We start from the raw sequence: 20324 nt of genomic DNA on the forward strand, positions 1-20324 counted from the left end.
GACACTTCGGCGCAATGTGTCTAACTGCGGAGATGCGGCGCGGGACCGCATCGCGAGGGTGCGTCCGGGATGTGACGTGTTCGGTGAACGCGGCTTGAGTTCTCTCGCGCCGAATGTATGATTCGCCGGAGATGAGAACCGAGTTATCCGACGACTGGAGGAGTTGCTGATGTCGGCCCAGGACACGACGGCCACCATCGCGAGCGGCGAGCAAGCGGGGCGGAGCCAGATGTCCGAGCGGCACATGCTGATCGACGGTCAGCTCGTCGGCGCGCAGCACACCTATCCGTCGATCAATCCCGCCAGCGGAGATGTGCTGGGCTATGCGCCCAACGCCGACGTCGTCGACGCCGAGCGTGCGATCGCGGCGGCCCGGGCGGCTTTCGACACCACCGACTGGTCCACCAACGTCGAGCTGCGGATCCGCTGCATGGAGCAATTGCACAGTGCGCTCGTCGAGCACAGCGACGAACTGCGCGCGCTGACGATCGCCGAGGTGGGTGCTACCAAGGCGCTGACCGAGAGCGCTCAACTCGATGACCCGATCCGGATCGTCGGCTACTACGCGAATCTGCTGAAGACCTACGAGATGTCCGAAGACCTCGGCGAGATCGAGAGCCGGGGGCAACGCCACCACCGCTGGGTCGAGAAGGAAGCCGCCGGCGTGGTGGCCGCGATCATCGCCTACAACTATCCGAACCAGCTGGCGCTGGCCAAACTGGGTCCGTCGTTGGCGGCCGGATGCACGGTCATCCTCAAGGCCGCGCCGGACACCCCGCTCACCACGCTCGCACTCGGTGAGGTGATCGCGAAACACACCGACATCCCCGCCGGCGTCATCAACGTGATCAGCTCCACCGACCCCGCGGTCGGTGCCGCACTGACCACCAGCCCCGACGTCGACGTCGTGACCTTCACCGGGTCGACGGCAACCGGGCGCAAGATCATGGCGGCGGCCAGCGACACCATCAAGAAGGTCTTTCTGGAGCTCGGCGGCAAGTCGGCCATGATCGTGCTCGACGACGCCGACTTCACCAATTGCGCGATGATGGCGGCGTTCATGATCTGCTCGCACGCCGGCCAGGGGTGCGCGATCACGACGCGGCTGCTGGTTCCCCGCGCGCATCACGACGAAATCGTCGAGCTGGTGAAGAACTTCATGGGCATGGTGCGCTACGGCGATCCGGCCGACCCGTCCACGTATATGGGCCCGCTGATCAACGACACCCAGCGCGACAAGGTCGACGGCATGGTCCAGCGCGCGGTCGCCGCCGGCGCGACCGTGGTCACCGGCGGCAAGAAGGTGGACGGCCCCGGCTTCTTCTATGAGCCCACGTTGATCACCGGCGTCGACCCTGACAGCGAACTCGCCCAGGAGGAGATCTTCGGACCAGTCTTGGCCGTCCTGGCGTATGAGGACGACGACGACGCGGTGCGGATCGCCAACAACTCCATCTACGGACTCTCGGGTGGGGTGTTCGGCGGCCACGACCGCGCGCTGGCGATTGCCCGCCGAATCCGCACCGGCACGATGGGCATCAACGGCGGCAACTACTTTGGCCCGGATAGTCCATTCGGCGGCTACAAGCAGTCCGGTGTCGGCCGCGAGATGGGTGTGGCCGGCCTGGAGGAATTCCTCGAGCGCAAGACGCTCGCGGCGGTGGTGTCGTGAGGCCGCTCGACGGGGTCCGCGTCCTCGAGGTGGCGATGTACGGCTTCGTGCCGTCGTGCGGTGCGGTGTTGGGCGAGTGGGGCGCCGAAGTCATCAAGGTTGAGCACGCGGTCACCGGTGATCCGCAACGCGGCCTTCGGCAGACGGGTCCTCTGCGGGTCGACGGTGATCCGAATCCCAATGTGGAGCACGCCAATCGGGGCAAGCGCAGCATCGGACTGGACATGTCGGTGCCGGAGGGCAAAGAGGTTCTCTACGAACTCGCGCGCCGATCCGACGTGTTCCTGACCAGCTTCCTGCCCGGGCACCGCACCAAGTTCGGCATCGACGTCGACGACATCCGCGCGGTGAATCCGAACATCATCTACGCGCGCGGCAGCGCCTTCGGTCCGCGGGGCCAGGAGTCGGAAAAGGGCGGTTATGACATGACCGCCTTCTGGTGCCGGGCCGGCACGGCGGCGACGATCACACCGCCGGGAACCGAGGGCATGATCGCTCCGCCCGGTCCGGCGTACGGCGACACCATCTCCGGCACCAACCTCGCAGGCGGAATCGCGGCAGCGTTGTTCAAGCGCGAACGCACCGGCGAAGCGTCGGTGGTCGACGTGTCACTGCTCGGCAGCGGCTTGTGGGCGATGGGCCACACCATCGCGCTGACTCAGCATCTCGGTGAGCAGTTGGTGGCACCCGTGCCGGGCGTGCACGGCTCACCGATCAATCCGCTGGTGGGCCTGTACGAGACCGCCGACAGCCGCTACATCTCGTTCGTGATGATGCAGCCGACCAAGTTCTGGGCCGACGTCTGCCGCCACATGGATATCGGCGAGTACATCGACGATCCGAGGTTCGCCGGCGTCGAGCAGATCGCCGCCAACACCGCTGATGCCGTCCAGATTCTCGGCAAGGCGATGGCCACCCGGACCCTGTCGGAATGGTCGACGCGGTTCGCCACGCTGGCAGGACCGTGGGCGCCGGTTCAGGACACGCTGCAGGCCGCCGCCGATGCGCAGGTACGGGCCAACGAATACCTGGTGAAGGCAGGGGAATTGGAGCTGGTCGCCAATCCGGTGCAGTTCGACGTCGCCGCACCGCAGAGCGGCCCGGCGCCGGGATTCGCCGAGCAGACAGACGAGATCCTCACCGAGCTCGGCCTGGACTGGGACCGCATCATCGAACTCAAGACCGCCGGCGCGGTCACGTAGGTCGCGCCGGAGACTCCATGCCCTACATCGTCGCCATTGGCACCTACTTACCCTCGTGGGGGTGTGACGCGCATCGCATTGCCGGCGATGACGAGGACGCCATCACACTCGCTGTTGAAGCGGGCCGGGCGGCGCTGTCCGAGGGTGGTGCCGTCGAGCGGGTGGTGCTGGTGAGCCGTGACCTGCCGCTGGTGGAGAGCAGCAATGCCGCTGTGTTGCTGGCGGGACTCGGTCTGGATCCCGAGCTCGAGGTCGACGAGCGGCTCGGCGGTGCGCCCGCCACACTCGATGCGGTCAGCTCGGCCCGGCCGCGCACGCTGGTCATCGGATCCGACTTGGATCCGGCTGGTGCGGCGGCGATCCTGACCGGCGAGGACGGCTTGCAGATTCGCACCGCCGCGCGCGTGGCACGCAGTCTCCCGGTCCGCACCCGCAATGTCGACGGTGTGGTGCACGACTACGGCGACCCGCGCTTGCTGCACGAGCGGGGGCTGGTCGCCTCGCTGGCCGCAGCGTGGCTCGACACTCCGGTCGCGCTGGCCGGCGTCGACCATGACCGAGCGATCGAACTGTGCGGCGGCGAGGCGCCCGTCGTGCCGACCGCGGGTGCCAGTGCCGGGCTGTTCGCCTTGGCCGCTCTTGCCGAGTCGAATGTCAGCGGCCCGTTGGTTGCCGTCGAACAGGCCAGCCTGTCCGGCGTGACGGTGGCCGGCGGCGGAGCGGCCGTCTACCGGCGGGAGCCGACGGCACAGCCGCGACCGCAGACCAGGGTGGCCGCCGGCCCCGACATCCCGATCTCCCTGGCCGCCTACGAGCGCGCCTTCGAAGCCAAGGTGCGGTGGGAGGCCGGCCGCCACAGCGGCAGCGAGGAATTGGACTTCCCGCCCCGCTACCGCCTCGACGATGCCGGCCGGTTGGCCGTTGACTACGAACTGGTGCCGCTTCCTCGGGTGGGAAGCGTCTACACCGAAGTGACGGTTCACATTCCGGTACCGGGCCTGCGGACTCCCTACTCGTTGGTGATCGTCGAGCTCGACGACGTCGCGGTGCGCGCACTGGTCAAGGTCACCGGCGTCGAGGCGGGCGCGGTGCGGATCGGCGATCGTGGCCGGCTCACGCTGCGCCGGGTGGCCGTGCGATCGGGTGTACCCGACTACGGGTACGCGTTCGAGCCGTATGCACCCGCGACTCCGCGGGAAACGTCCGTCCGGTCGTGGGGTGCGGCATGAGGCGGGTCGCGATCGTCGGTGCCGGCATGACGGCGTTCGGCGAGCACTTCGCCCTCGGGCTCAAGGACCTGCTCCCGATGGCGTTCGCCGAGTGCGCCGCTCGGGTTGACAAGGGCGTCAACAAGTCTGAGATCGACGCCGCCTGGTTCGGTGCGATGGGAACCGCCGACGGCTTCCCGGCGGGGATCCTCGCCGACTCGCTCGGACTGCCCGACCTGCCGGTGACCCGGATCGAGAACTCCTGCGCGACCGGCAACGACGCGGTCCGCAATGCCCTCTACGGCATCGCCTCCGGTGCGGCCGATGTCGCGTTGGTGATGGGTGCGGACAAACTGCGGGAGACCACTTCCAAGCAACTGCTGTGGGAGTGGGAGGCGATGGCCCGCGACATGGCGTGGGACTATCCGCTGGGATTGGTTGCGCCCGCAGGATTTGCCCTTCATGTTGCGCGTTATTTGCACGAAACCCCGGCCACCCGTGAACACATGGCGATGGTGGCGGTCAAGAATCATCGGCACGGCCTGTCGAATCCGAAGGCGCGACTCCGTTTCGAGGTGACCATCGACGAGGTTCTCGCCGCGCCGATGGTGGTCACGCCGTTCGGCGTCTATGACTGCGCTCCCCAAAGCGACGGCGCGGCAGCACTTTTGTTGGCGGCAGAGGACGTGGTCGACCGTTTCACCGACCGGCCGGTCTGGATCCGCGGGGTGGGGTTGGGGCTGGATTCCGTGATGCATCAGCACAAAGCGGATATGACGACGTTCCCGGCGACGACCCGTGCGGCGAAAAGAGCGTTCAGAATGGCAAATTTGACGCCCGCCGATATCGATGTGGCGGAAGTTCACGATTTCTTCACCGGCATCGAATTGATCAGCTATGAAGATCTCGGCTTCGCCGAACCCGCGGAGGCCTACAAGTTAATGGAGGCCGAGGTGACTTGTGTGGGTGGAGCTTTGCCGGTGAACCCCAGCGGCGGCCTGAAGGCCAAGGGCCACCCACCGGGCGCCACCGGAGTGGCCCAGTGCGTGGAACTTTTCGACCAGTTGCGCGGGGAAGCCGGCAATCAGGTGGACGGCGCCCGAATCGGACTGGCTCACAACATCGGTGGTCCGACAGCAGTCGCTGCGGTGACGATTCTGGAAGGACCGGGTGGCCATGGCGGGTAAGGGGGCCGATCGTTGGTCGCCGGGCATTGCGTTGAGCAGTGCTGCGGGTCCGATGCAGGCTATTGGTGGTTTGTTTGCGATGTCGGCAGACGCCGTGCGGTTCATCTTTCGGAAGCCGTTTCAGTGGCGGGAGTTTTTGGAGCAGGCGTGGTTTGTGGCGCGGGTGTCGTTGGCGCCGACGTTGTTGGTGGCGATTCCGTTCACGGTGTTGGTGTCGTTCACGCTGAATATTTTGTTGCGGGAGTTGGGTGCTGCTGATTTGTCGGGGGCTGGGGCGGCGTTTGGTGCGGTGACTCAGGTGGGTCCGTTGGTGACGGTGTTGATCGTGGCGGGTGCCGGGGCGACGGCGATGTGTGCGGATTTGGGGTCGCGCACGATCCGTGAGGAGATCGACGCGATGGAGGTGTTGGGGATCAATCCGGTGCAGCGGTTGGTGACTCCGCGGATGTTGGCGTCGGGTTTGGTTGCGCTTCTGTTGAATTCGTTGGTGGTGATCATCGGGATTTTGGGTGGTTATGTGTTCTCGGTGTTCGTCCAGGATGTGAATCCGGGGGCGTTCGCGGCGGGGATCACGTTGTTGACCGGGGTGCCGGAGGTGATCATCTCGTGTGTCAAGGCGGCGTTGTTCGGTCTTATTGCGGGGTTGGTGGCCTGTTATCGGGGGTTGACGATCACTGGTGGTGGCGCCAAGGCGGTGGGTAATGCGGTCAATGAGACGGTGGTGTACGCGTTTATGGCGTTGTTCGTGGTCAACGTGGTGGTGACCGCGATCGGTATCCGGATGAGTGCCCGGTAGAGATGGCGTCGTTACAGGCTTTGTATCCGCGGATCGCCCGTCAGGTGCGTCGCCCGTTGGGCACGGTGGGCCGGATTGGGGATCACACGATCTTCTATGGTCGGGCGATCGCGGGCACGCCGCATGCGGCGTTGCATTTCCGGAAAGAGATCATCCGGTTGATCGCGGAGATCAGCATGGGTGCGGGCACGTTGGCGATGATCGGCGGCACCGTGGTGATCGTCGGGTTTTTGACGCTGGCTGCGGGTGGGACGTTGGCGGTGCAGGGGTATAGCTCGCTGGGCAATATCGGGATCGAAGCACTGACCGGGTTTCTGGCGGCGTTCATCAACGTCCGGATCAGCGCGCCGGTGGTGGCCGGGATCGGGTTGGCCGCCACCTTCGGCGCCGGGGTCACGGCCCAGTTGGGGGCGATGCGGATCAACGAGGAGATCGACGCCCTGGAATCGATGGGCATCCCGCCGGTCGAATACCTGGTCAGTACCCGGATCGTGGCCGGGATGGTGGCCATCACCCCGCTGTACTCGATCGCGGTCATCTTGAGCTTTGTGGCGTCCCAGTTCACCACCGTGGTGCTGTTCGGCCAGTCCGGTGGCTTGTATGACCACTACTTCAACACGTTTTTGAACCCCATCGACCTGTTGTGGAGTTTCCTGCAAGCGGTCCTGATGGCGATCACGATCCTGTTGATCCACACCTACTTCGGCTACTTCGCCACCGGCGGACCGTCTGGCGTCGGGGTCGCGGTCGGCAACGCGGTGCGCACTTCCCTGATCGTGGTCGTCTCGGTCACCCTGCTCATATCGCTGGCCGTCTACGGCTCCAACGGCAACTTCAACCTGTCCGGATAGGGAGATGACGTGACACGCAATCTCGGTCCGGGCCCGGCCGACCGATCCGAAACCGAAACCGCCGCCGCACCGGTGGCGGCCCGAACCGGCGCCAGCTTCGGTGCGACCGGTTGGGCGCGGCCGGTGGCCGGCCTGTCCACCGTGGTCGTGGTGGTGGCGATCGTCGCGGTCGCCGTCGGCCTGTTCCGCGGCGACTTCACCAAAACCGTTCCGGTGACCGTGATCTCCGACCGCGCCGGCCTCGTCATGAACCCCGACGCCAGGGTCAAGATGCGCGGTGTCCAGGTCGGCAAGGTCGAGTCGATCGAGAGCCGCGCCGACGGCACAGCGGCGCTGCACCTGGCGATGGATCCCGCTGAGCTTCGCAAGATCCCGTCGAACGTGGTCGCCGATATCGCCTCGACGACGGTGTTCGGCGCCAAGTACGTCAACTTCGAGCCGCCGACCGATCCGTCGCCGAAACCCATGTACGCAGGCCAGGTTCTGCAGGGCCAGCACGTCACCGTCGAGATCAACACGGTGTTCCAGCAGCTGAACCAGGTCTTGAACAAGATCGATCCGACCCAGCTGAACGCGACGCTCGGCGCACTGTCGAAGGCGTTCGCGGGGCGCGGCAAGCAATTCGGACAGACCGTCGCCGACTTCGACCAACTGCTGGCCAAGCTGGAACCCAGCCTGCCGAACATGGCCAAGGACATCGAGCTGACGGCCCCGGTGGCCGCCGCGTACGCCGACGCCGCGCCGGATCTGGTCAAGACCGTGCAGAACACCAACAGGATCAGCCAGAGCATCGTCGACGAGCAGCAGAACCTGGATACGTTCCTGGTCAACATGATCGGGCTGGCTGACCAGGGCAACGAGGTGCTCGGAACCAACCAGCCGGCGCTGAGCAAGGTGCTCCATCTGCTGACGCCCACCACGGCGCTATTCAACGAATATGCGCCCGTGATCCCCTGCACGCTCAAAGCCATGGACTGGATTCGGTTGTCGCCGCCATTGCCGGACCCCGGCGTGGCCGTGGCTGTTGCCTTCACACTGGGCATCGATCGGTACCGCTACCCGTCGAACCTGCCCAAGGTGGCGGCCACGGGCGGCCCGCAATGCATGGGCCTGCCGTACCTCGGATTCGGCAACAAGGCCAAGTACCTCGTGACCGATACCGGTGTCAACCCGTGGCAGTACGGCAACCAGGGCATCGTGCTCAACTCCGACGGTCTCAAACAGCTGTTGTTCGGCCCGCTGGAAGGGCCGCCGCGCAACACCGCACAGATCGGACAGCCGGGATGATGCGCACCACAAGCACTCTCGTCAAGTTCGGCGTCTTCGCCGTGGTGATGGTGGTGCTGACGGCTTTCCTGTTCCTGACCTTCAGCAACTACCGCAGCGGCTCGACCAACGGATACTCGGCGGTATTCGCGGACGCCTCCCGGCTCAAGGACGGCGACACGGTCCGGGTCGCGGGTGTCCGGGTCGGCACCGTCAACAGCGTCGACTTGCTGGCCGACAAGAGTGTCCTGGTGAAGTTCGATGCCGACCGCGACATCGTCTTGACCACCGGAACCCAAGCGGCCGTGCGTTATCTGAACCTCACCGGCGATCGCTATCTGGAACTCGTCGACGGACCCGGCTCGAGCCGGGTGCTGCCTGCGGGTTCCCAGATACCCAAGGACCGCACGCAGGGCGCACTGGACCTGGACCTTCTACTCGGGGGGTTGCGGCCGGTTATCCAGGGGCTCAACCCCCAGGACGTCAACGCGCTGACCGCATCACTGATCAACATTCTGCAGGGCCAGGGGGACACGCTCGACTCGTTGCTGACCAAGACCACGTCATTCTCGAATGCGTTGGCCGACAACAGTCAAACGGTCGAGCAGTTGATCGACAACCTCAAGGTCGTCGTCGACACACTCGCCAAAGACGGTGACAAGTTCTCCGGGGCCATCGACAAGTTGGAGAAACTGATCACCGGTTTGTCGCAGGATCGCGAACCGATCGGCACCGCAATCACCCAGCTGGACAACGGAACCGCGTCGCTGACCAGTCTGCTGAACGAGGCCCGCGCTCCGCTGAAAGGCGATGTCGAGCAGCTCAACCGATTGGCGCCACTATTGGACGACAACAAGATCGTCCTCGACAGAGGCTTGCAGAGGGGGCCGGACAACTATCGCAAGATGGCCCGGCTCGGGGCCTACGGCGGCTGGATCATGTACTACATCTGCGGACTTGGCATCCGCGTCACCGACCTTCAGGGACGGACCGGGGTGTTCCCGATGATCAAACAAGAAACCGGCAGGTGTGCGGAGCCCTAATGCTGAAATATCGCGCTTCCAATCTGTGGCGCGCCGGGTTTCTCGGCGCGGTGTTGATTCTGCTGGTGATCGCCGTCGGGCTGCAGCCCGAACGCCTGCTCCAGTTGGCTACGTCGGTGCGCCATCAGGCGTTGTTCACCGAGGCTGGTGGTATCACCGTCGGCAACGACGTGACGCTGTCCGGTATCAAGATCGGTACGGTCACCGATGTTTCACTGGACAATGGTGATGCACTTGTCACGTTCACGACTGCGGGAAAGTACTCGCTGGGGTCCGAGACCACCGCGCACATCCGCACCGGCTCCCTGTTGGGCGAGCGGGTGGTCACCCTGGAATCTGCCGGCAGCGGGAGCCTCCGTTCCGGCGATGTGATCCCGACGACGCGCACATCGTCGCCCTATTCGCTCACCGAAGCGGTCAGCGATCTGACCAGCAACACGGCCGGGACGGATACCGCGTCGCTCAACCAGTCGCTGGACACCCTCTCGGCCACGATCGACCAGCTCGCGCCCAAGCTGGGGCCGACGTTCGATGGTTTGAGCAAGCTGTCGCGATCACTGAACAGTCGTAACGAGAATCTGGCGGGATTGCTCAAAAGCGCTTCCGACGTCACGACGGTGCTGGGGCAGCGCAGTCAGCAGCTGAACACCCTGATCCTGAATGCGAACGACCTGCTGGGCGTGCTCAACGACCGGCGCGAGGCGATCGTTGATCTGCTGGCCAACACCGCGGCGGTGTCACAGCAGCTGACCGGTCTGGTGCACGACAACGAAGACAAACTGGCCCCGACGCTGCAGCGGCTGAATTCCGTTGTCGCGGTGCTGGAGAAGAACAAGGACAACATCGCCAAGATGCTGCCGAACGTGAAGAAGTTCATCTTGTCTGAGGGCGAGACTCTGGCGAACGGTCCGTACTACAACGCGTTCGTGCCGAACCTGCAGCCCGCGCAGCTGCTGCAGCCATTCATGGATTACGCATTCGGTTTCCGTCGCGGTGTCAATGCCGGCCAGCCGCCGGACAATGCGGGGCCGCGCGCCGAATTGCCGTTGCCCTACAACGGTATCCCGGGAGGGTCGCGTTGATGATGCGCAGACGTTGGGTGAAGGTCTTGTCGGTCGTGCTGGCCGGGCTGCTGGTGGTTGGTGCGGCGGTTCTCGTGCGCAACGTCTTCTTCGGCCCGAAGACGGTCAACGCGGTCTTCACCACCGCGACAGGTATTTATCCCGGCGACGATGTGCGGGTTTCGGGCGTCAAGGTCGGCACGATCAAGGCGATAGAGCCGGAGGGCACCCAGACCAAGTTGGTGCTCGACGTCGATCGTGACGTGCCGGTTCCGGCGGACGCCAAAGCGGTGATCGTGGCGCAGAACCTGGTCGCCGCCCGCTACGTGCAGCTCACCCCGGCCTATCGCAAGAACACCGGGCAGAAAGAGATGGCCGACGATGCGGTGATCCCATTGGACCGCACCGCGATACCGGTCGAGTGGGACGAGGTAAAGCAGCAGTTGACCAGGCTGGCGACCGACCTCGGGCCACAGAGCGGAGTCTCGGGTACGTCGGTCTCGCGTTTCATCGACAGCGCGGCCAACGCACTCGACGGCAACGGCGACAAGCTGCGCCAGACCATCACCGAGCTGGCCGGCGTCTCTCGCGTTTTGGCCAACGGCAGCGGCAACGTCGTCGACATCATCAAGAACCTGCAGACCTTCGTCACCACATTGCGTGACAGCAGTGAACAGGTGGTGATGTTCCAGAATCGACTGGCCACCTTGACCAGTGTGATCGACGGGAACCGGTCGGATCTCGACGGCGCCCTCAAGAATCTGTCGGTAGCGATCGTCGACATTCAGCGGTTCGTTGCGGGCAGCCGTGATCAGACGTCTGAGCAGTTGCACCGGTTGACGAACGTCACCACGAACTTGTTGAACAACAAAATGGAGATCGAGAACCTGCTCCACATCGCGCCGAACGCGTTGAGCAACGCCTACAACATCTACAACCCTTCCTCCGGTAGCGCGGTCGGCCAGTTCGTGCTGAACAACTTCTCCAATCCCACCGAATTCGTCTGTGGTGCAATCGGTGCGATCGAGAACACCACCGCTCCGGAAACGGCGAAGCTGTGTAGCCAATATCTCGGCCCGGCGCTTCGTCTGCTCAACTTCAACTACCTGCCGCTGGGCATCGATCCCTATCTGATGCCCGCAGCGTCGCCAGACGAACTCGTCTACTCGCAGCCGAACCTTGCCCCGGGTGCCGGTGGTCCGACTCCCGACGTCCCCCCGTTGCCGCCGTACCATTCGGCGTACGAGGGTGTCCAAATGGGGCCCGGTCCGTTCACCGGGCGCGCGCCAGGCGAGGCGCCACCCGGCGCTGCCCAGTTGCTCCCCGGCGGATCTCCGGCAATACCGCCATCGGTGATCTCGTCGCTGCCCGGCATGTTGAACCCGGCGGGAGCGCCAGGACCGGCACCAACAGGACCCCCGATGGCCGCAGAAGCGGGAGGTACGCCATGATCGGCGGAAAGTCGTTGCAGCGGGCCGTGATCGCCGGGGCGTGCGTGGCGGTCACCACCACTGCCTGCTCCTTCCAGGGCGTCAACTCATTGCCACTGCCGGGCACGGTGGGCCGTGGTTCGGATGCGAGTGTCTACCATGCGGAGATCGCGAATATCGCGACGCTGGAGCCGAATTCACCGGTCATGATCAATGATGTCGTGGTCGGCAGCGTACGTAAGCTGACGGTCAAGAACTGGCACGCCGATGTGGAGTTCTCGGTCAAGCCCGATGTCGTGGTGCCGGCCAACGCCGTTGCCAGCGTGGGCCAGACGAGCTTGCTGGGCTCGATGCATCTGTCGCTGAACACCCCGATCGGGCAGCCGCCGAGCGGAAAGCTCTCCCCGGGCGGCACCATCGCGCTGAACTCGACCTCGACTTATCCGACCACCGAGCAGACGCTGGCGTCGTTGGCCGCGGTGGTCACTGGCGGCGGACTCGGGCAGATCGGCGACGTCATCCACAACTTCAGCACAGCAGTCGGCGGCAACGAGGCCGCATTCCGCGACCTCATCACCCGGTTGGATACCTTCGTCGGAACGCTGGACAGCCAACGCGACAACATCGTCTCGGTCATCCAGTCGTTGAACCGGATGACGTCGACGTTTGCCGGGCAGCGCGACGACCTCGCCGCGGCTCTGCAGAAGATTCCGCCGGCCATCGACGTTCTGATCAAGGAAAGGCCCACGCTCACAACGGCGTTGGAGAAACTTGGCACCTTCAGCGATACCGCCAACACGCTGGTCAATGAGTCACAGGCCGATCTGGTGGCCAATCTGAAGAACCTCGAACCGGCGTTCAAGGCCTTCGCCGACGTGGGCCCCAATCTGGACGCACTATTGGAATACGCGGTCCACTTCCCGTTCACCCAGAGCTTCATGGATCGCGCGATCCGCGGTGACTACTACAACCTGTTCGCGACCATCGACCTGACGGTCCCACGGTTGAAGCGCACGCTGATGCTCGGTACCAGATGGGGAGACGCGGATGCACAGCTGATTCCCGCTCCTGGCGATCCGTACTACCTCAACTACACCTACGACCCGCTCAAGACCGGTGTCACCCCGCCGCCGCCGGACGTCTTCGCCGACAACCCGCCGGTACCGCCCCCACCGGCCGCCATCGCGGCCGCAGGTCCGATCCTTCCGCTGGTGCCTCCGCCTCCGACCTCGGTGCCAGGCGCCGAGATCTACACCCGGGAACAGCTGGCCGCAACGGGCGTCACCCCGATCTTCGCCGGACCCTATGGGGCCCAACCCAATGCGCCGGCGAATCTCGCGCCGCCGGCTCCGCCGACAGGAGGGGGCGGCTAAATGCTGACGCGTTTCGTCCGGACTCAGCTGATCATCTTCACGATCGCCTCGATCGTCGGGGTGGCGATCATGCTGTTCGCCTACATCCAATTACCCACTCTCCTAGGGGTGGGTCGCCTCACCGTCAAACTGGATCTGCCCGCCACCGGCGGTCTCTACAAGTTCAGCAACGTCACCTATCGTGGCCTGCAGGTCGGCAAGGTCACCTCGATCGACCTGACCGATACCGGCGCTCTGGCGACGTTGTCTCTGGACACCTCACCGAAGATCCCGGCGGATCTCAAGGCCGAGGTACGCAGCATGTCGGCGGTGGGCGAGCAATACGTGGAACTGTTGCCGCGCACCGACAAAGCGCCCTACTTACAGGACGGTTCTGTCATCTCGGTCGGCAACGCATCGATCCCACAGCCGGTGGGCCCGATGCTCGACCAGGTGAGCAAGCTCGTCGGAAGCATTCCAAAAGACAAATTGAGCCAACTGCTGGGCGAGACTTACCAGGCGTTCAACGGGACAGGTTACGACTTCGGGTCGTTGATGGACTCCGGTGCGACGATTACCAGGGACGCCAACGGAATCTCGGATAACACCCGGGCGCTGATCGATGACGCACGCCCGTTCATAGGGGCGCAGGAGATGACTACCGACTCGATTCGGACCTGGGCGCAGAGCCTGGCCGGTATCACCGGGCAGGTGGCCGACAACGACCCCCAGTTCCGGTCGATCCTGCGCGACGGTCCGGGTTTCGCGCAAGAGACTTCGAAGCTGCTCGAGCAGATAAAACCGACGTTGCCGGTCCTGTTGGCGAATCTGACCACGTTCGGTCAGATCTTCCTGACGTACAACAAGTCGGTCGAACAGCTGATGGTTCTCGTGCCGCCGTTCGTCGCCCAGATTCAGACCTACCTTCAATCCAACAACCCCGCAGGCATGCCGAATGGTGACTTCTCACTCGGACTCGGCGATCCCGCGGCCTGTACGGTCGGGTTTCTCCCGCCTTCTTCATGGCGCAACCCGGCCGACACCTCCGTGATCGACACACCGGACGGGCTGTATTGCAAGCTGCCGCAGGACTCGCCGGTGGCCGTCCGCGGCGCGCGTAACTACCCGTGCGTGGAACATCCGGGTAAGCGCGCACCCACCGTCGAACTATGTAACGACCCCAACGGATTCCAGCCGCTGGCCCAGCGTCAGCACGTCACCGGTCCGTACCCGATCGACCCGAACCTGGTCGCGCAGGGCGTCCCGATCGACAGCCGGGTTCTGCCGGACTCGAATATCTATGGACCCCTGCAGGGCACTCCATTGCCTGCCGGTGTGACCGCTCCGCCACCGGGGGCGGCGCCGATCGACCAACCGCCACCGAACTTCGCGGGCACTGGGCCCGGTCCGCTACTGCCAGGTCAGCCGATCTACCAGACGCCGCCGGTCTCACCGCCTGGTCCGGAGGGCAACATCGGTCCAGATCCGATCAACCTGCCGGGACCCGCCAACGTGCTGACGCCCGATCAGCAGCCGGCACCGCCGCCTGATCCGGGTGTGCCGCAGGTCGCGCCGAGTGGTTTCAGTCCGAATGCGCAGAAGGCACCCGGACTGCAGGTCGCCAAGTACGACCCACGCACCGGTCAGTACATGGGTAGCGACGGAACGCTCTACCGCCAGACCAACCTCGCCAAGCCGGCGACGACGTGGCAGGACATGCTGCAGAGCTGAAAAGGGGTATGTCGATGCGTGCACTTCAGGCGCTGAGCGCCGTGGTATTGGCCACCGCCGTTGGGATCTGTTGCACCGCAACCGCTGCGGCGGACCAGGCCTGGGGAATCAACGGTGCCTTCGCGACGTCGTCGAACGGTGACTGGGCGAAGCTCAACGAGCGCTACGAGAACCAGCCATCGGAGCGCGAGACCTGGACGATTTCGACCCAGTGCATATCGCCCACGGAGTGCACCGGAACGGTGCAGAGCGACGCCGGCTGGACCGCACCCATCTACACCACGAGCGGCCTGTGGTATCTCAAGCGAACCATTCCGGATTGGCGATTCTGTGCCGACGGGGCGGCGATCGAGGGTTTCCAGGAGTACCGAATTTATCCGGTCGGTGCGGACGGTCATTATGACGGGGCGGCGAATGAATACACCGGCGAGAATCGCGTCATTGGCCCGAGCGGGTCGTGCGGGCGCAACCAGCCGCCAGTGATCCGGATGCCGTTTTACATGAAAAAGCTTTAGTACCTACCAGTTTCGGATGGAGCACAGCGCACCTCTTGGTCCGCTGTTCTGCCTGACCACTTGCCCGTTGATCTCCATCGTGCAGTTGAAGCCGGCGGCGGCTTTGGGCAGTGCACCGGTGGCCTGGACCAGAACCATGCCCCACTGGATCGGGTCGGTGAGGGTGGCCTCGAGTACCCACGGCTTGTTGGGGCCGACCGTGGCTTCGACGCTGGGGCTGAACACGTACGGGTCGTGGCTGTAGTCAGAGAACGTCGGCGGATCGGTGTCGCGGTAGTAGATCTCGGCGTTGACCGGTTTGTCGGCGGTGACGGTGTATCGGACGTTGAAGACCTGCGGCGGTGGTGGAGGAGCCGGATCGACTCCCGGCGGAGGGTCATCCGCCATTGCCGGCGACGCGAGACCCGTTGCGGCGCAGAGCATTATCAGGGTGGCGGAGATCGTCGACGTGAATCGCACGGTTACATCCTGCTCAGGTGGAACGGGTAGGTGAAGGCGCCACCCGGTGCCCCGTCGCAGCCGGCGTCGAACGACGACACCATCGATCCGCTGAGTGTGTTCGCGTCCCAGGTGTAGACGTCATGAGTGGGAATGGTTGGGCCGTAGTAGATGTCACCACATCGCAGGCCGAAGGGGTCGTCGATGGTCAACGTGTACTGGCCGTTGACCAGAGGTGCGTCGGCCTTGCTTTGAACGGCCTTCGCGATCGGCCGCGGCAGGGTGAACACGTGAACGCAGTTGGGGATGTTGGCGGCAGTGTCCTGCGCTACGCACGGCGTCACGGACCAGACCCAGGTGTGAAAGTCCCTGCGGTCGGGCATGATCAGCTCGTAATTGCCCAGGTACATCTCAGCGGATGCCGGCGGTGCGAGTGCCACCGTTGCCGCCACCGCCACCGCGGCGATCACAAGGGATTTCACGCTGGCTTCCTCCACGTTCGGTGCGCACGGTGCGAAGCCCCGACTGTCGCACGCTGCGAGATTGGCATTCTCGTCATCGGAGAATACTATCTTCCGGCTTCCCGGAGAAAGGGTTTGGTGGTTCTGTTCGCCGGTCAGGCGAATTCGACGTCCGACACCTTCAGCTGGTCGCCGTCGCGCTGCAGGCTGACCACGACCCGCCAGACCCGGGGTTGCTGATCCTCTTTGGGGGCATCCGGCCCGGTGCGCTGTGAGGTGGCCGCGACCAGCACGGTGGCCGAATCCTTGTCCATCGACTCGACGGCGGTGTCATTGACGGTGACCTTGGTGACGACCTTCGATTGCTGCATCGCCTTGATCAGATCGTCGGCGCCGTCCTGGAAATTGGATTTGAACTTGCCCGTCGAGTCGTCGATGACCCGCTGCACGCTCTCCTTGGCCTGATTGAAGTCCATTGACATCAGGTTCACCACGCCTTGCCTCGCGGCCGCCGAGAACTCGGCGGTGCGGTGGCGCTGCGCCTCGGCATCCCGGTGTTTCCACAGCATGAATCCGGTGACGCTGGCCAAGCCGATGATCGCAAGGACGGCCACCGCGGCGGCGATGGTCTTACCGATGGGCAGGCGCCGCCGGCGTTTCTTCTCCGGTGCGGGAGCCGATTCGATGTCGTCGACCGGCGCAGGTTCGGTGTCCTCGGTGGTGTCGGCTTCGAAGCTCTCGGGATCGGTCCCGGTCTCCGGGACTTCCGGCGCCTCGTCGCGAGACTCGGCCAGCTTGCGGCGCAATTCGTTTGCGCGGGCCCGGGCTGCCTCGGCCCGAGCTTCGGCCGCCGCCGCCGCAGCCTCCGCCGCCTCGGCGGAGTTCAGGTCGTCGGCGTCGGGAGCTTCGGATTCACGGTTGCCCGCCGGCATGGGACCCTCCTCGTCCATCGCGGTCGCTTGGCGACGCGCGACGCTAGCACTGCCGCCCAGCATTACACAGCGGCCAACCCGGTCTGTGGGAGGCAGGTTTTTCTTCCCGGTTTCTTCTGAAGAGCCGGAGAATTCGGTTACCGAATATGCGAGAGTGTTCGAGTGCGATCGACCGTGGCAGTTGTTGCTGCACTCATGGCGGCTGGAATGTTGATGCCGGCGTCGGCCTCCGCGGATCCCGACGGGACGCCGATCAACGCCAACCAATGCAATGACGCGTTCTGTACGCCGGGCATCACGCCGGGTGTCGAACTCGGTGCCCCGTGCAGCAATACGACGTATTACGTGTTCGGTGTCGACACGCGCAACAACTGGGGCCGGTTGATCTTCTGCGGTTCGCCGCGGCGCTACGAGCCGCGGTATTTCCGGTCGCCGCCGATGGTGGGCGTAAAGAACTTGAACGACGACTGCGTCGGCTACGAGAACTCCGTCGCGCAGGCTCCCGACGGCATGTTTTTGACCTGCGTCGCGGCCGGCGGGCGGACCCGCTGGGTGCAGGGCGACGCCTGAGTCACCCGTGCGGGGCGACGCCTGTGCGCCGCCCCGACATGGTCAGCCTCTGCCGGTGAACCGGACGTGGATATCGGCCAGCCCGCGCAGGATATACGTCGGTTCGTAGTTGTACCGACGGTCCCCAGCCGAGCCGTGGAACTCTTCGTCGATGGTGATTTCGCCCATCCGGTCCAGCATCCGTTCCAGCGAGACCCGTCCCTCCACCCGTGCCAGCGGTGCGCCGGGGCACGAATGGGCGCCGCGTCCGAACGCGATATGTTCGCGGACGTTGGGCCTGCGGACCTGGAATTCGTGGGGGTCGGTGAATCGCCGCGGATCCCGGTTTGCCGCACCGGGCAACACCATGACGACGGTGCCGGCCTTGATGTTCATGCCGCCCAGCGTGGTGCTCCGGCGAGCCAGTCGGGAATCGCTCTTGACGGGGCTTTCCAGGCGCAGTGACTCCTCGACGAAGGTCGGGATCAAACTGCGGTCCTCGCGCAGCGCCTGCTGAAGTTCTGGCCGCTCCACCAGAGCCTTGATCGCTGCCGACAGCAGCTTGGCGGTGGTCTCCTGGCCGGCGGCGAACAGGAAGGTGGCGGTTCGGACCACGTCGATGATCTCGGGGGTCGATCCGTCCGGGTACTTCGCGCTCGCCAGATCCGTCAGGACGTCCTCGCGGGGATGGCGGCGACGCTCCTCGAGGTAGGCACTGAACTTCTCGTCGAGGAACTCCAGGGGGTTCAGACCCATCTTCTCGTGGTCGAGCGACCCCACCCGGGCACCGGGCCGATCGGCGCCGAGCACCGTGCGGAATTCCTTGTGGTCCTCTTCGGGTACGCCGAGCAGGTCGGCAATCACCAACAGCGAGAACGGTTTTGCGTACTCGGCCAGGAACTCGCTGTGGCCCAGGGAGAGGAACTCGTCGAGCTGGCGATCGGCCAGCCGCCACATGAAGTCTTCGTTCTCTTTGAGGCGCTTGGGAGTCAGCAAGCGGCTGAGCAGTGAACGCGCCTTGGTGTGGTCGGGCGGGTCCATCGTCACCATGTGCTCGTACATGGGGAATTGGTTGCGGTGCGCGTCGATCTGAGCGTTCAGGTCGTCGCCGTCGGGGGTGAAGGGCAGGGGCGGGAAGGGGCCGCCGAGCGCCACGATGTTGGAGAAGTCCTCGGGATTCTTGTAGACCTCGAGGGCTTCTTCGTAGCCGGTGACTGCCACGAAGCCGTGTGGCTCGAGACGCAACACCGGGCTCTGCTCACGCAGGTAGTCGTAGTACGGGTACGGGTCGGGAACCAGCGACTGATCGGTGAGGAAGTCAACGGTGGCGAAATCGGTCATGCGTGTTATTTCCTCCCGGCGGGCTGATTGCTGTGCACCTGCTTAGCATGGCGTAAAGTACGTGGTCAAGGCTGGATCGCATCGGCCCACGTACTATCGGCGTGTTCAATCGGCGGTCGTGGACAGAGCAGAGGTGGCAGATGGCATCGGCGCGGCGGATCGGTGCGCCCGACGCGAAGAATCGTGCGGTGCTGTTGGACGCCGCTGAACAGCTGCTGATCGAAGAGGGCTACGCGGCGGTGACGTCACGCCGGGTCGCCGAGAAAGCGGGACTGAAGCCGCAACTCGTGCACTACTACTTCCGCACGATGGACGACCTGTTCCTGGAGATCTTCCGCCGCTACGCCGATCAGGGAATGGAAGCCCACCGGGTGGCGCTCGCCTCGCCGCAACCGTTGTGGGCGCTCTGGCGGTTCGGTATCAACCCCGACGCCAGCCGTCTGACGATGGAGATGGCGGCGCTGGCCAACCATCGCAAGGCGCTGCGCACCGAGATGTCGCGATACGCCGAGCTCTTCCGCGAGCAGCAGCGAGAAGTGTTCGTGACCGCGCTGGACCGGCACGGTGTGCTGCCCAGTGAAGTGCCGCCGGTGGTCTGGTCGATCCTGCTGACCGGTCTGTCGACGGTGGTCATGCTGGGCGAGGCGCTCGGCGTGACCGCGGGCCACGCGGAGACCATGGAACTCGTGGAGCGCTACCTCACGCTGATGGAAGGACCGCCGCTACCGGTGGACGACTCAGCTCACCAGTGGCGCAGCGAGCAGAGCGCGCCTTTGGGCCCGGAGTTCTCCGCGACGACGACGCCGTCGACCGCAAGTACACAGTGAACGTTCGGCGGGGTGGGAGATAGCCCGCTGGTGGCCGCCACCATCGCCCACTCGTCGGGGTTCGCCAACGTCACGTTGAGCACCCACTTCTTGGTGGGGCCGATGTCCGCCTCGACCTTCGGGCTGAACACGTAGGGGTCGTGGCTGTAGTCCGACCAGTTCGCCGGTTCGGTGTCCCGGTAGTAGATGTCGGCGGCCCGGAACGGCAGCTCCGAGAACACGCTGTACGTGACTTGGTGCAATGGCTCGTCAGCGCCGGCGGGAGCCGACGAACCGGCCACGCACGCCGCAGCCAATGCGATCGCAGAACCCACCCGGACAACGCGCATGGCTCAGTTTGACATGGGGACGTCGTCCTGGTGGACGGTTTCTTGTGTGGTGGGACCTTCTATGCAACAGTGCGCTTAGAGAACTCTATTCTCGGTTTCAGCGAAGCAGCATTCCAACGAAGGGGCCTGTTAT

20 protein-coding genes are annotated in these 20324 nt (G+C 64.7%); 15 read left to right on the plus strand and 5 right to left on the minus strand.

From position 1 onward, the window contains the following. Positions 1 to 169: 169 nt before the first annotated feature. Genes Y900_RS20150 through Y900_RS20210 form a run of 13 tightly spaced genes read left to right on the plus strand, consistent with a single transcriptional unit; the run spans position 170 to position 15314 of the window. Positions 170 to 1672 carry an aldehyde dehydrogenase family protein gene (locus Y900_RS20150; RefSeq protein ID WP_036344119.1) on the plus strand — a complete coding sequence of 501 codons (1503 nt, stop codon included), beginning with the start codon at positions 170 to 172 and terminating at the stop codon, positions 1670 to 1672. Continuing rightward, entirely contained in the window at positions 1669 to 2874 is a 1206-nt protein-coding gene (locus Y900_RS20155) for a CaiB/BaiF CoA transferase family protein (RefSeq protein ID WP_036344121.1), read from the plus strand. Before Y900_RS20150 ends, Y900_RS20155 begins: the two co-directional genes overlap by 4 nt. Positions 2875 to 2891: 17 nt before the next feature. Continuing rightward, positions 2892 to 4103, plus strand: coding sequence for an OB-fold domain-containing protein (locus Y900_RS20160; protein WP_036344123.1), 1212 nt, complete (start codon positions 2892 to 2894; stop codon positions 4101 to 4103). Further along, positions 4100 to 5269 (plus strand): thiolase C-terminal domain-containing protein, encoded by a 1170-nt coding sequence (locus tag Y900_RS20165; protein WP_036344125.1) that lies wholly within the window; start codon positions 4100 to 4102, stop codon positions 5267 to 5269. Before Y900_RS20160 ends, Y900_RS20165 begins: the two co-directional genes overlap by 4 nt. After that, positions 5259 to 6065, plus strand: coding sequence for an MlaE family ABC transporter permease (locus Y900_RS20170; RefSeq protein ID WP_036347332.1), 807 nt, complete (start codon positions 5259 to 5261; stop codon positions 6063 to 6065). Before Y900_RS20165 ends, Y900_RS20170 begins: the two co-directional genes overlap by 11 nt. A gap of 2 nt (positions 6066 to 6067) precedes the next feature. Then, a complete protein-coding gene (locus Y900_RS20175) occupies positions 6068 to 6916 on the plus strand; it encodes an MlaE family ABC transporter permease (protein WP_036344127.1) in 849 nt (282 codons plus the stop codon). 9 nt (positions 6917 to 6925) lie between these two features. After that, positions 6926 to 8203, plus strand: coding sequence for an MCE family protein (locus Y900_RS20180; protein WP_036344129.1), 1278 nt, complete (start codon positions 6926 to 6928; stop codon positions 8201 to 8203). Further along, complete coding sequence (locus Y900_RS20185; protein ID WP_036344131.1) at positions 8200 to 9225, plus strand: MCE family protein; 1026 nt, start codon at positions 8200 to 8202, stop codon at positions 9223 to 9225. The genes Y900_RS20180 and Y900_RS20185 overlap by 4 nt, the downstream gene beginning before the upstream one ends. Next, on the plus strand, positions 9225 to 10307 hold the full coding sequence (locus tag Y900_RS20190) for an MCE family protein (protein WP_036344133.1): 1083 nt from the start codon (positions 9225 to 9227) through the stop codon (positions 10305 to 10307). The genes Y900_RS20185 and Y900_RS20190 overlap by 1 nt, the downstream gene beginning before the upstream one ends. Further along, on the plus strand, positions 10307 to 11737 hold the full coding sequence (locus tag Y900_RS20195; RefSeq protein WP_036344134.1) for an MCE family protein: 1431 nt from the start codon (positions 10307 to 10309) through the stop codon (positions 11735 to 11737). The genes Y900_RS20190 and Y900_RS20195 overlap by 1 nt, the downstream gene beginning before the upstream one ends. Next, positions 11734 to 13089, plus strand: a complete 1356-nt coding sequence (locus Y900_RS20200) for an MCE family protein (RefSeq protein WP_036344135.1) — start codon at positions 11734 to 11736, stop codon at positions 13087 to 13089. Before Y900_RS20195 ends, Y900_RS20200 begins: the two co-directional genes overlap by 4 nt. Further along, positions 13090 to 14799 (plus strand): MCE family protein, encoded by a 1710-nt coding sequence (locus Y900_RS20205; protein ID WP_036344136.1) that lies wholly within the window; start codon positions 13090 to 13092, stop codon positions 14797 to 14799. It begins immediately after the preceding gene. A 14-nt stretch (positions 14800 to 14813) separates the two neighbouring features. Then, the gene (locus Y900_RS20210) at positions 14814 to 15314 is read left to right on the plus strand and encodes an Rv2253/PknI dimerization domain-containing protein (RefSeq protein ID WP_420329777.1); all 501 of its coding nucleotides are present in this window, start codon (positions 14814 to 14816) and stop codon (positions 15312 to 15314) included. A 3-nt stretch (positions 15315 to 15317) separates the two neighbouring features. Here the strand turns inward: Y900_RS20210 and Y900_RS20215 are convergent, their stop codons facing one another. The 3 genes from Y900_RS20215 to Y900_RS20225 all read right to left on the minus strand — a co-directional run bounded on the left by Y900_RS20215 (position 15318) and on the right by Y900_RS20225 (position 17145). Then, positions 15318 to 15773, minus strand: a complete 456-nt coding sequence (locus Y900_RS20215) for an Rv2576c family protein (protein WP_036344137.1) — start codon at positions 15771 to 15773, stop codon at positions 15318 to 15320. A gap of 2 nt (positions 15774 to 15775) precedes the next feature. Further along, positions 15776 to 16234, minus strand: a complete 459-nt coding sequence (locus Y900_RS20220; RefSeq protein WP_036347336.1) for a hypothetical protein — start codon at positions 16232 to 16234, stop codon at positions 15776 to 15778. A 134-nt stretch (positions 16235 to 16368) separates the two neighbouring features. Next, on the minus strand, positions 16369 to 17145 hold the full coding sequence (locus tag Y900_RS20225) for an Rv1363c family protein (protein ID WP_109751241.1): 777 nt from the start codon (positions 17143 to 17145) through the stop codon (positions 16369 to 16371). 162 nt (positions 17146 to 17307) lie between these two features. Between Y900_RS20225 and Y900_RS20230 the strand changes: the two genes are divergently transcribed. Beyond that, entirely contained in the window at positions 17308 to 17715 is a 408-nt protein-coding gene (locus Y900_RS20230) for a hypothetical protein (protein ID WP_109751105.1), read from the plus strand. Between the two features lie 42 nt (positions 17716 to 17757). Here the strand turns inward: Y900_RS20230 and Y900_RS20235 are convergent, their stop codons facing one another. Next, the gene (locus Y900_RS20235; RefSeq protein WP_036344141.1) at positions 17758 to 19035 is read right to left on the minus strand and encodes a cytochrome P450; all 1278 of its coding nucleotides are present in this window, start codon (positions 19033 to 19035) and stop codon (positions 17758 to 17760) included. Between the two features lie 140 nt (positions 19036 to 19175). Here Y900_RS20235 and Y900_RS20240 point away from each other — a divergent pair, with 140 nt between their 5' ends. Further along, a complete protein-coding gene (locus Y900_RS20240) occupies positions 19176 to 19862 on the plus strand; it encodes a TetR/AcrR family transcriptional regulator (RefSeq protein WP_036344143.1) in 687 nt (228 codons plus the stop codon). Here Y900_RS20240 and Y900_RS31040 read toward each other — a convergent pair. Further along, positions 19778 to 20191, minus strand: coding sequence for an Rv2576c family protein (locus Y900_RS31040; protein WP_081845345.1), 414 nt, complete (start codon positions 20189 to 20191; stop codon positions 19778 to 19780). The genes Y900_RS20240 and Y900_RS31040 overlap by 85 nt on opposite strands. Between the last annotated feature and the right edge of the window lie 133 nt (positions 20192 to 20324).

The organism is Mycolicibacterium aromaticivorans JS19b1 = JCM 16368, assembly GCF_000559085.1.
In the GTDB taxonomy this organism is placed as follows: Bacteria; Actinomycetota; Actinomycetes; order Mycobacteriales; family Mycobacteriaceae; genus Mycobacterium; species Mycobacterium aromaticivorans.

Bases quoted from the DNA above. Each gene is read 5' to 3' on its own strand.
- Y900_RS20235 (WP_036344141.1), bottom strand. From the start codon at position 19,035: ATGACCGATTTCGCCACCGTTGACTTCCTCACCGATCAGTCGCTGGTT.
- Y900_RS20190 (WP_036344133.1), top strand. From the start codon at position 9,225: ATGCTGAAATATCGCGCTTCCAATCTGTGGCGCGCCGGGTTTCTCGGC.
- Y900_RS20150 (WP_036344119.1), top strand. From the start codon at position 170: ATGTCGGCCCAGGACACGACGGCCACCATCGCGAGCGGCGAGCAAGCG.
- Y900_RS20175 (WP_036344127.1), top strand. From the start codon at position 6,068: ATGGCGTCGTTACAGGCTTTGTATCCGCGGATCGCCCGTCAGGTGCGT.
- Y900_RS20160 (WP_036344123.1), top strand. From the start codon at position 2,892: ATGCCCTACATCGTCGCCATTGGCACCTACTTACCCTCGTGGGGGTGT.
- Y900_RS20200 (WP_036344135.1), top strand. From the start codon at position 11,734: ATGATCGGCGGAAAGTCGTTGCAGCGGGCCGTGATCGCCGGGGCGTGC.
- Y900_RS20225 (WP_109751241.1), bottom strand. From the start codon at position 17,145: ATGCCGGCGGGCAACCGTGAATCCGAAGCTCCCGACGCCGACGACCTG.
- Y900_RS31040 (WP_081845345.1), bottom strand. From the start codon at position 20,191: ATGCGCGTTGTCCGGGTGGGTTCTGCGATCGCATTGGCTGCGGCGTGC.
- Y900_RS20185 (WP_036344131.1), top strand. From the start codon at position 8,200: ATGATGCGCACCACAAGCACTCTCGTCAAGTTCGGCGTCTTCGCCGTG.
- Y900_RS20240 (WP_036344143.1), top strand. From the start codon at position 19,176: ATGGCATCGGCGCGGCGGATCGGTGCGCCCGACGCGAAGAATCGTGCG.
- Y900_RS20210 (WP_420329777.1), top strand. From the start codon at position 14,814: ATGCGTGCACTTCAGGCGCTGAGCGCCGTGGTATTGGCCACCGCCGTT.
- Y900_RS20205 (WP_036344136.1), top strand. From the start codon at position 13,090: ATGCTGACGCGTTTCGTCCGGACTCAGCTGATCATCTTCACGATCGCC.
- Y900_RS20170 (WP_036347332.1), top strand. From the start codon at position 5,259: ATGGCGGGTAAGGGGGCCGATCGTTGGTCGCCGGGCATTGCGTTGAGC.
- Y900_RS20195 (WP_036344134.1), top strand. From the start codon at position 10,307: ATGATGCGCAGACGTTGGGTGAAGGTCTTGTCGGTCGTGCTGGCCGGG.
- Y900_RS20165 (WP_036344125.1), top strand. From the start codon at position 4,100: ATGAGGCGGGTCGCGATCGTCGGTGCCGGCATGACGGCGTTCGGCGAG.